The sequence below is a fragment of the Microcystis sp. M49636_WE2 genome, assembly GCF_030065375.1.
Taxonomy (GTDB): domain Bacteria; phylum Cyanobacteriota; class Cyanobacteriia; order Cyanobacteriales; family Microcystaceae; genus Microcystis; species Microcystis aeruginosa_C.
Genome location: NZ_JASJFG010000641.1, coordinates 1 through 9,779, shown reverse-complemented (window position 1 = coordinate 9,779; position 9,779 = coordinate 1). Strand labels below are relative to the sequence as shown.

Here is a 9,779-nt window from a genome sequence, read left to right as displayed (position 1 = left end):
CTAAATCCTTATCTGGCAAGAGACTTAATTGATTAGTTCGCTCTAGATCAAAAACAATTGACAAAAATCGCCAAATGTCTTTCTCTATAAGAGTTTCATTCCTTATAATCCTGTACGTTGCATAAGACAAACCGAAGAACCACAAATCTTTTGCGATCGCTATCGGGGGATAGTTGTTTTTTGTCACAGCAGTGGGGAGAAGGGAGCGGGTTTTTCAAGTTGGATTGGCAGTTAATCATGCTATTAAAAACTGATTCAGTATAACGTTCCAGTTGAGCGGATGCCAGTAGCCTTAGCAACACAACCGAGGTCTCTAAACAGTCCGCTCCAACAGGATTGTTAGGCTGCATTTGCACTTTCCCAAAACTTACATGGTTGATAATTCCAAAAGCCTTTTCAAACAGTTTAACGCATCTTCAAACTTTTGGCTCATGTCAGTATGTTTTTTACCTAGTTGTTTTAGAATATCTTCATGATTCAAGTTAACAGCAGACTGATGCATTCCGATTAGGCGATTGTTGATTTCTCCTAATTTCTGGTAATATTTCCCCAGTTCATATCTAAACAATCTTTCCAAATAAATCAAAGCCGTACTAACAGCAACGCTGTAACGAAAAGCAAACTGTTCTTGGAGAAGCTCAGTTAATTTCTCTGTATCGTTAATCTTACCATATTCAGCCACTTTTTCTTCAAGATCTATCTTGTCTAGTAATTTTTCAGGTAGATTTTGCTTGCTCTCTGTGGATTTTGGTGGCTTTTTCTCGCTATCTTCATCAGTGGGCTCTTCAACTTTCTGCTCAACTAAACGAGCAAAGACTTCGATAAGCTTATTCAGAGGTAAGGGTAGAATTCCATATACCATAATTTGAATTGCGTCACTACCCAGTGAAACTAACTCAGGTGCAATTTCACTGAATGTTTCTTGAAATACTTTTACTGAAAGGTTATGACTCACATCATCCCCAGACGGATTAAGAGGTAAATCAATAGGCATTTTGACCAGTTCGTACATGAGAACCCATTTACAGATAGCTAGAAAATTCTCATAAACCTGCTGCTTGGATTCTTGAATTTCTTTGTCAAGAGCTAGTTCTTTGATATATTTCTGCTCATAAGATTTCTGTTCAATTAGCTCACCGATTTTTATATCTCGAACTTTGTCATCGAATTTATGAAAATAGTAGTCGGCTAAATCTCTACTATTTTCCTCAACAGCCCGATGAAATTTTTCTTCAGTTGACAGCAAAAGAAATGGAGAATCAACATTTGGATATGATTTGCCAGTAACGTGTGAGAGGGTAATATGAAGAGCACCATCTCTGTCTTCTGGATCTAGCAAGCGTTTAGCTGGCTCCTTGATAGAGTCTTTTAATTTAGTAAAGATGCTTGTAACTTTGCTTGAAACCTTTCCCTGATGCTCTTCACTGTCAATCCAAGTTTTCACAAACTCAATCAGAGCCTTCCTGGCTTTCTCTAGTTCTTTTCGATCTTGTTCTAGAGTCTGATCGCAAAAAACTTTCGTTGTCAATCCAAGTCCATCTAGTTGTTCAGATGAAATTTCCTGATGCTCTAATCCAAGAATTTGACGACAGGTTAGCTTGATATCGTTTTCCGCCTTCTCTAAAAATAATTCTCCTTCATCAAGCATGAGCTTAACACGATCCTTACTCAAGAATGTATTCAGCTCTTTTAATAAACTTGGTATTCCACTTTCCTCATCTAGCTTATTAGGATTGGCCTTTCCTAAATTGTCAACGTGGCATTTTGCTAAAGTTGCGTAAAAGTCCTTTTCAATCTCGTCAGTCAGTTTGATCTTCTGTCTAAGAATTAGAGCAAGTACTGACTTTTCTGCGACAATCCTAAAATATCTAGATTTCAGTAAATTTGTATCGCCAATAATCTCGCAGAGTTCCGATAATGATTTTTTTAGTCGAGTTTCATCTTCCTCAGACTTTATCTGATCGGCTTTATTTACAACAATGAATACACGATTAGCAAATTTGCTTTTTTCTTCAGCCGTATAGCCACTGAATAAGTACTTATCTAGTAGGTTTGCGATAGAAGTACCTTCTTCTTCAGCAGGTCTATTGGGATTAACCACAAACACTACTGCATTAGCATTCTTAAGTTCCTGTCGTAAAATCTCCGTGTGTCTTAGAGTTTTTGCTGCCGATCCAGGAACATCAATAAAAACAACATTGCTAGATGTTTTACCATTCAAATAGCTGCTATCTTTCGGCTTTAGATAGTACTTTGCACACTTGATGGCAGGAATCACTCTTTCAGGATTTTCCTTTCCATTTCGACTACCACCTTCTTCTAAGTAAGTGTTAAGTTCTTTCTGATCTTTTGGAAGTTGAAACTCTATTTTAATCGATGTTTTAATATTGTCAATTTTCTGCCATGTATTTGCAATGTCTAAAATTTCATCTACAATACGTTTTCGTTTATCAATTGGAACATTATCCGGTAACTTTTTAGCTATGTCTTCATTAGTTGCTAGATCGATAACTTTAGCAGCAGTTATACTCGCTTCATCTCCAAACAAACTAGCCCTTGTTTGCTCATCAAGGTAATGACTAGCTACACCAAGTAGTAGCGGTTTGAATTCATCTTGAGTTCTGATAGAAAGTTCAGCTTTGTCAAAATCCACGTTTTGATTGGGATAGACATAGATAGCTGTGCCAGTAATTGCTGCTCCACCACCAGTCAGAAGCAGTCTTTCTTGCAAAAGAGCGTTCAGAAGGCTGCTCTTACCAGCACCTGTTTCACCAATCACTACGACTTGGTAATCCCGATCTTGCCGAAGGACATTATCCGCTCTGTCAAGAAGCTTTTTGGCTTTAGATAGATCCAAACTTTGATATTGTGAAAGGACTTCTTGCAGTTCGGCACATTTTCTTTGCAATTTTGTCCAGCGCTCAAACTGTTTTCTTGCTTCAGTTTCACCTAAACTACTACCAAACCGACTTAACCAATTCTGACAATCCAGATTAGATTGATCATCTGAACCTTTTCCAGGCTGAGAATCTCTTGGCCGAGACGCTGGATTTTCTTTGTCGAATAATTCATCAATTCCACCCATAGCTTCTCTCTGTAGTTAGTCAAGAATTGCATTCAGTAAAACATCAACCAATGAAAGGTTCTCGTCTTCTATATCTTCAATCGTAACTGTATCCACAATGTCAAACTTAGCTCCAGCACCTTTTAATTCATCATCTAGCAACTTAAGAAACTTTGTTGCATCAGGATCATTTCCGATTTGAATGAAAGAGATTGCTAACTCCTCATCTTTTTCCATTTGCTGAGTCGCTTTGACGATCGTTTCAGCAACCGCTTTTTTATTGTCGGGCTGCCCATCAGTAATAACGAGTATTGTTTCCCCATTTAGCTTGGTTTGCTTCTCTTGTTTTCGATGAAAATAGTTTTGTAGAGCGTCTTCTAAAACAAGTGCCATCTCAGTGCGACCAACAAGAGAGATTTCTTTAAATAATTGCGAAACTTGACTAGAAGTAACATTTTCAATGCGTCTAAATTTAGATGAGAAGAAGTAGACAGTAATTCCATCTGGATCAAACTCTTCGCACTTGGTGACTAGAGCAAAAGTGGATTCCTGCATCACATCCCATCTACTTCTGCCGCCCTGCTGATCCTTAGTTGACATACTTCCACTTTTGTCAATGATCAATGTGTAATCTCGCTCCTTCAAGATAGAATCCTGATCCTCAAGCATGGCATACACTCCTGTATTTGAAAGTTTTGCTCCTGCTCTTATCTTAGCACCTATCCGGCTGATCTATATACAACCTTATTCGTCCTCATCAAGATCCAGATCAACGCCAGAGACCAAAGATTGAACATGATTGACTAGGTTAGAACTAATTGCCTGTATGTGTTGAGGGTTCTGTTCCATATCTTGGGCAAGAAAATTCAGAAATTTCCCAAGCACCGGATCATTTTCTTCTGTCCCGTCAGCCCTGGAAATCCATACTTTACCGTCGGCCTGTATGTTGTAGCAGATTTTATCGCGCTTATTCAAGCCAAGGGCTTTGCGAACAGAATCGGGAATTGTAGTCTGATAGCGATCAGTAAGAGTGGATTCTGGGCATGGGGCCATCGTTGCAGCTATAGCGACCTCTAAGCTTGTCCATAAAAACTAGCTCTTGATGGTAATGCAACTGCATTGTCTTGTCAAGTATGGAGTGACTAGATCTACAGCCTAACGGAGCCGTTCACCTTAAATGTCGGCAGGATGCCCCGTTACACCCATAAGGTTGTTGTAGTAAACCTAAACCTGTCAGCATCCCACACCCCATCTTCCCACTTCCCCCCAGTTGAGTTAGCGGGTTCGGCTTCGATCTGTCAGAATACAAGTATTGAAACAACCCTTTTAAGAGGCTTCATGGTGGAAGTTAAAGTCGTTCCCCCGAAACGCAATTGGGTTCAGACGTGGTGGCAATCCCTGAATTCCCTATCCCGCTTACTGGTGATTGCTCTAGCTGCACCACTTATAGTTCTGAATGCCTGGGCATTATCGGCAATTTTTGGCTATTTTGAATCTTTATTTGTTATTTTACTGATAGCGGCCGTTCTATCTTTTCTCTTGGGTTATCCGGTGACTTGGTTGGAACGTCAGGGATTAAAACGGGGTTTAGCTGCGATCGTGGTTTCCCTGATCACGATTTTAATTTTTGTGGCCGTGGGAATCACCCTAGTTCCCTTAGTCTTCACCCAAGCGCAGCAATTTGTCAACAGATTGCCAGAATGGTTAGACTCGGGACAGCGCCAACTGATGCAACTAGATACCAAAATCGACACGATGAATCTACCGATTCCGATCAGTTTCGATGGTCTGATCGCTCAGTTTAACAGTCGTTTAGGGGCAGAATTGCAAATTTTAGCGGGAAGAAGCGTTAATTTAGCCCTTAATCTCACCGTTTTTACCGTGGTGCGAGTGCTTGATGTGCTGCTAACCATTATCCTCACCTTTTATCTACTTCTCCACAGTCCCGATATCTGGAGGAGTATTATCCAATGGTTGCCCAAACCCGTCCAACAACCCTTTTCTCTAACCCTACGCTTAAGTTTTCAGAATTACTTTGTCGGACAGGTGATTTGTGCCACCTGCATGGCCCTGGGATTAGTCACGGCATTTTTATCGATTAAAGTTCCTTTTGGTCTTCTATTCGGCCTCTTGATTGGTACCATGGCCTTAATCCCTTTTGGGGGAACTGTCGGCATTGTCACAGTGACAGCTTTACTAGCTTTGCGCGATATTGGTTTAGCTCTGCAAGTTTTAGCCGTAGCTGTAGTGGTGCAGCAAATTGTCGAAAACGGCATTGCTCCCCGGATTTTGGGCAGTGTCACGGGGTTAAATCCCTTTTGGGTGTTGGTTTCGGTCTTGACGGGGGCGCGAGTGGGCGGTTTACTGGGGGTGATTGTCGCGGTTCCCATGGCAGTAATGATCAAGGAAGCTTTGGAGGTTATCCGTCAAGTGACACCAGAGGAGACAAAACACGGGATAATTAAACCCTCTCTCCCCCTAGAATCAGAATCCTCTAGCGAGGTGGTTTCTCGCTGAAGAATGACTGACGGCATGATCTAGGGCGATGTGAGCAGTAATATTGGCCGGGATAAATCGGCAATTTTCTCGCAGGTTCTTGGCTTTTCTCCCTCGATCGAGTTATGATATCCATATTGGTAGATTAACTCCACTTGCCCTGATCGCCGTCCCTGGCGGATGCCTTGCTGGTCTCTGGGGCCTGGCTTATTGGGAGATTAGCTAACCAATTATCTCTAAACTCGGATAATTTCTGAGAAAAGGTGATTGTCTATCCCGATAAATCAGCAAAAAATCGATATTTTGGTTAAATAGGCTACATTAACAGCTAGGTTTCTATCGTAAGCTCGAAGTTAAGACATAAAGTCAATATCACCCTCCGATTGCAATGAGAAAATGTTTGAATCGCTTAATATTTGGGCTTTTCAGACATTTTTTTTGTGGATTGATACTAAATCCAGTTATTAAAAACTGATTTAGTATGACATGGACAAACACCAACAGACCATGATCTGGAGAGATCGTCAAGAAAAGTATCAGAGTGAACTCTTGGAAAAGAATTGGTAAAATATAATTAGTAGGGAGAGTATTGCTGTTAATGTTTCGCTTTTTAACGAGACGTTAACCAAGCCCAAAGGCAAAAAATAGCAGTAATTTGCTAAAAGCTAAAAGCCGATAGCTGACTGCTCTATATATCTCTCGTATTCTTTACTTGTCGAGTTCAACACGACCCCTTTATGGAATCAAGCAACCCGTCAGGGAAGACTTCCGAACCTCCTAGTCATAGGTGGGCCAATTTACTCGGAACCATGATCGCAATTCTGACCCTAACGTTACCCTTGTTAGCGATTGGATATAACTCCACGCCTAACTATACCGAAGAACCCCTTACCGGTAACACATCCTACTCCCTAACGAGGCAAATGAGGTGACAGAATTGAGATAGACGATTGCCAAAATAAAAATTTTTTTCTTCGTCCCGATCCCCCTTATGAGTAAAATTTGGATCGGAGTCAATCAAAGTGTGTTTTAATTTTGCTTGCGCTTTTAGGTGACTCTAAAGGCGCTATTGTCTTGTATTTGGAGAAAGCTTGTGGATTTATCGCGCATTCCTGCCCAACCGAAACCAGGTTTAATTAACGTTTTAGTGGAAATTACCGCCGGCAGTAAGAATAAATACGAGTTTGATAAGGATTTAAATGCCTTTGCTCTCGATCGCGTTCTCTATTCTTCGGTACAATATCCCTGTGATTATGGTTTTGTTCCCAATACCCTCGCCGATGATGGCGATCCTTTAGATGGTATGGTGATCATGGATCAGCCTACTTTCCCGGGCTGTGTGATTACGGCCCGCCCTATTGGTATGTTAGAAATGATCGATGGTGGTGACCGCGATGAAAAAATTCTCTGTGTTCCCGCTAAAGATCCCCGTTATGCAGAGGTAAAATCCCTCAAAGATGTCTCTCCCCATCGCTTGGAGGAAATCGCCGAGTTTTTCAAAACCTATAAGAATCTAGAGAAAAAAGTCACAGAAATTCTCGGTTGGAAAGATGTGGACGCAGTAACCGCTTTAGTTGAACAGTGTATTGCTGCTTATAAGTAAGGTTTGCGGCAAAAAGTTTGCTGGTGGGGTTAGTTATCAGTTATCAGTTCACTGATAACTGAAAAGTCTCCCCACACCCCATACCCCACACCCCACACCCCACACCCCAATTTATGCGAATAGAAACCTTAAAATCGGGTTTAATCGTCTCCTGTCAAGCGCCGGTGGAGTCATCTCTGCACGATCCTGTAATTATTGCTGCCATGGCTCATGCTTGCGTGGATAGGGGTGCTTGTGGGGTAAGAATTGATAGTCCCGCTCATCTGAAAGCCACCCGTCAACAATTGCCGGATATACCGATAATTGGACTCTGGAAACGCAATTATCGCGATTGTTCGGTATATATTACGCCCAAATATCAAGATGCTCTCGCTATTGCCGATGCGGGTGCCGATATCATTGCCTTAGATGCTACCCCAAGAAAGCGCCCCGATGATGAAAATTTAGCCACAATTATCGATCGTATTCATCAGGAAACTGGTAAATTAGTCATGGCAGATATAGACTCGATCGAAAGTGCTATTTATGCGGTGGCAGCCGGTGCTGATGTTGTCGGTACAACTCTTTACGGTTACACAGAAGCCACTAAACATCTGCATCCGCCGAGTTTTTCTTTCCTAGAAGAATTAGTTAATAAGTTATCAGTTCCTGTTATCTGTGAAGGAGGAATATCGACTCCAACAGAAGCCAAAAAAGCCCTAGAAGTTGGTGCCTATTCGGTAGTTGTTGGTACGGCAATTACAGGGATTGATTTAAAAACTACCGCTTTTTTACAAGGAATTTTATCAAAATATTCATGACATTGATCTTGCTCCTAGCCGTGCCTGGTAGCCACTTCTAGGGATTAGGAAAAAAACCAAAAAGTTTAGCCGCACCACCCAAAATAGCGACGACTAAAGCGATTAAAATCCCCCGGTTAGTAAATTCCTGATAGGCAATCCGTGCCGTTAATCCCTTGATTTCCGTGGTCAATCGCTCATCTAAAGCTTTAATATCTCCTTTTAACTCTCCCTTGAGTTCGGCTTGTCCGATTTCTAATTTTGTGAGACGTTCATCGATTTTGTCGAATTTTTGAGTAACATCTCTTTGTAGGTTATCGATTTTTCCCTCAATCCTTGTCAGAACGGCTTCTAGGGAATAAGTTACAGTTTCGTTAGACATTTGCTAAACCCCTATTCAGTTTTCAGTTATCAGATTTGAATTTTAAGTGAGCGGTATTAAATGGCAGTTTTCTACTGTCTTTGCACCGATTACTGCTTACTGATTATGGCAGTTTTCTGCTGTCTTTGCACCGATTACTGTTTACTGATTACTTTTAAGTAGGTGGGTGGAATTAAATATAAAATGAACGTAGGTTGGGTTGAAGCATGAAACCCAACGCCCGATTATGTTACGCTACCGCTAACCCATCCTACAAATAATTGTGCCTACCTACTTAACTGGCTGTTAACTTAGTCATAACTTGGATAATATATAATACCTATGTCAAGTTTATGTAATAAAATTTAACCTAATCAAGGTCTGAACACCAGTTTTGACTTTATTCCTGAAAATATGAGTATTTCTCGCCGTAATTTCCTCACCTTTTTAACTGCCACTGCTGGTGTCTCTTTTTTCAGTCTGCAAGAGAAAAAATATTCCTCTCTGATTAGCAGTCCTGCGATCGCTGCTAATAGTTTTGGCTTAAACTTTTCTCCAGTCAAACTGCCGATTCCCTTAAAAATTGACGGTATGAGCGATGAAAGCCAAAAAAGTGCCTATCAAACCTATACAGTCCCAGATGATCTCGTTCTTCCGCAAGGATTCACCTATGATGTGGTAGCGCAGTGGGGAGATAAAGTGGGTGATTCCCGTTTCGGTTATAACAATGATTATCTATCTTTTATCGAAACCAGTCCGGGTCAAGGTTATCTAACCGTTAATTTTGAATATATCAGTGGTCGTACTTGGCTACAAACCTTTGAACAAGTGATTGGTAAAACCCTACCCGTCAAGGAAGTACGAGAAAAAACCAACGAAAAGGGTGAAATTGCCGCCTATAACCTGCAAGATGCCAGCTTAAGGGCAAAAATCGAGGAAATCTCCCTAGAAGGCTTAATTGATCAGGGAATTGGCGTAATTTCCCTCGCTAAAGATCAAACGGGAAAATGGCAACGTACCTATAGTAAAGCCGATCGCCGCATTACCGGTATCTCTGGACTAAAGGACGGTCGTTACCTGAAAGCCACCGGTCCTGCTGTAGCAATTTTTACCAAAACTGATAAACTTGGCTACGATGACGGATTAGGGGCAAAAATTATCGGAACGTTGCAAAATTGCGCCGGGGGAACAACTCCCTGGGGGACCGTATTTAGTGCCGAGGAGAACTTTCAAGACCAAGTGACCGAGGTAGTGTTAAAAGATGGTTCTTCTTTGCATCCCGATACTACCCCCTTTATTCTCAATAGTGGGGAAGTGGATGGCCGGGGTAACGTTTTTGGGTTAGCGGGAAATAAATACGGTTGGATGGTGGAGGTGGATCCGGCCAATCCCGATGATTACGGCACAAAACACACTTGGTTAGGGCGTTTTCGCCATGAAGCGGTCGCTTTTCTCGCTCGGACGGGGCAACCCTTG

At 41.5% G+C, this 9,779-nt stretch carries 9 protein-coding genes; 5 read left to right on the top strand and 4 right to left on the bottom strand.

Annotated features, from left to right (window positions below; genetic code table 11):
- Positions 1 to 367: 367 nt before the first annotated feature.
- The 3 genes from PX484_RS14930 to PX484_RS14920 form a co-directional block, all read right to left on the bottom strand.
- Positions 368 to 3,085 carry a dynamin family protein gene (locus PX484_RS14930; RefSeq protein WP_287767641.1) on the bottom strand — a complete coding sequence of 906 codons (2,718 nt, stop codon included), beginning with the start codon at positions 3,083 to 3,085 and terminating at the stop codon, positions 368 to 370.
- 15 nt (positions 3,086 to 3,100) lie between these two features.
- Positions 3,101 to 3,733 (bottom strand): VWA domain-containing protein, encoded by a 633-nt coding sequence (locus PX484_RS14925; protein WP_002794745.1) that lies wholly within the window; start codon positions 3,731 to 3,733, stop codon positions 3,101 to 3,103.
- Positions 3,734 to 3,808: 75 nt separating this feature from the next.
- The gene (locus tag PX484_RS14920; RefSeq protein WP_287767639.1) at positions 3,809 to 4,117 is read right to left on the bottom strand and encodes a type II toxin-antitoxin system PrlF family antitoxin; all 309 of its coding nucleotides are present in this window, start codon (positions 4,115 to 4,117) and stop codon (positions 3,809 to 3,811) included.
- A 285-nt stretch (positions 4,118 to 4,402) separates the two neighbouring features.
- Between PX484_RS14920 and PX484_RS14915 the strand changes: the two genes are divergently transcribed.
- The 4 genes from PX484_RS14915 (at position 4,403) to PX484_RS14905 (ending at position 7,963) form a co-directional block, all read left to right on the top strand.
- Positions 4,403 to 5,581: an AI-2E family transporter gene (locus PX484_RS14915; protein WP_287170342.1), complete on the top strand. Its 1,179-nt coding sequence runs from the start codon at positions 4,403 to 4,405 to the stop codon at positions 5,579 to 5,581.
- 716 nt (positions 5,582 to 6,297) lie between these two features.
- The gene (locus tag PX484_RS26065) at positions 6,298 to 6,492 is read left to right on the top strand and encodes a TLTLP motif-containing protein (RefSeq protein ID WP_012267246.1); all 195 of its coding nucleotides are present in this window, start codon (positions 6,298 to 6,300) and stop codon (positions 6,490 to 6,492) included.
- Positions 6,493 to 6,653: 161 nt separating this feature from the next.
- On the top strand, positions 6,654 to 7,163 hold the full coding sequence (locus PX484_RS14910; protein ID WP_002760578.1) for an inorganic diphosphatase: 510 nt from the start codon (positions 6,654 to 6,656) through the stop codon (positions 7,161 to 7,163).
- A gap of 113 nt (positions 7,164 to 7,276) precedes the next feature.
- Entirely contained in the window at positions 7,277 to 7,963 is a 687-nt protein-coding gene (locus PX484_RS14905) for an N-acetylmannosamine-6-phosphate 2-epimerase (RefSeq protein ID WP_287669644.1), read from the top strand.
- A gap of 37 nt (positions 7,964 to 8,000) precedes the next feature.
- On the opposite strand, the gene PX484_RS14900 is transcribed toward PX484_RS14905, so the two are convergent.
- Positions 8,001 to 8,324, bottom strand: a complete 324-nt coding sequence (locus PX484_RS14900) for a DUF4164 family protein (RefSeq protein WP_002752658.1) — start codon at positions 8,322 to 8,324, stop codon at positions 8,001 to 8,003.
- 393 nt (positions 8,325 to 8,717) lie between these two features.
- Between PX484_RS14900 and PX484_RS14895 the strand changes: the two genes are divergently transcribed.
- On the top strand, positions 8,718 to 9,779 hold a 1,062-nt coding region (locus PX484_RS14895), incomplete at its 3' end, for a PhoX family protein (protein WP_288104475.1).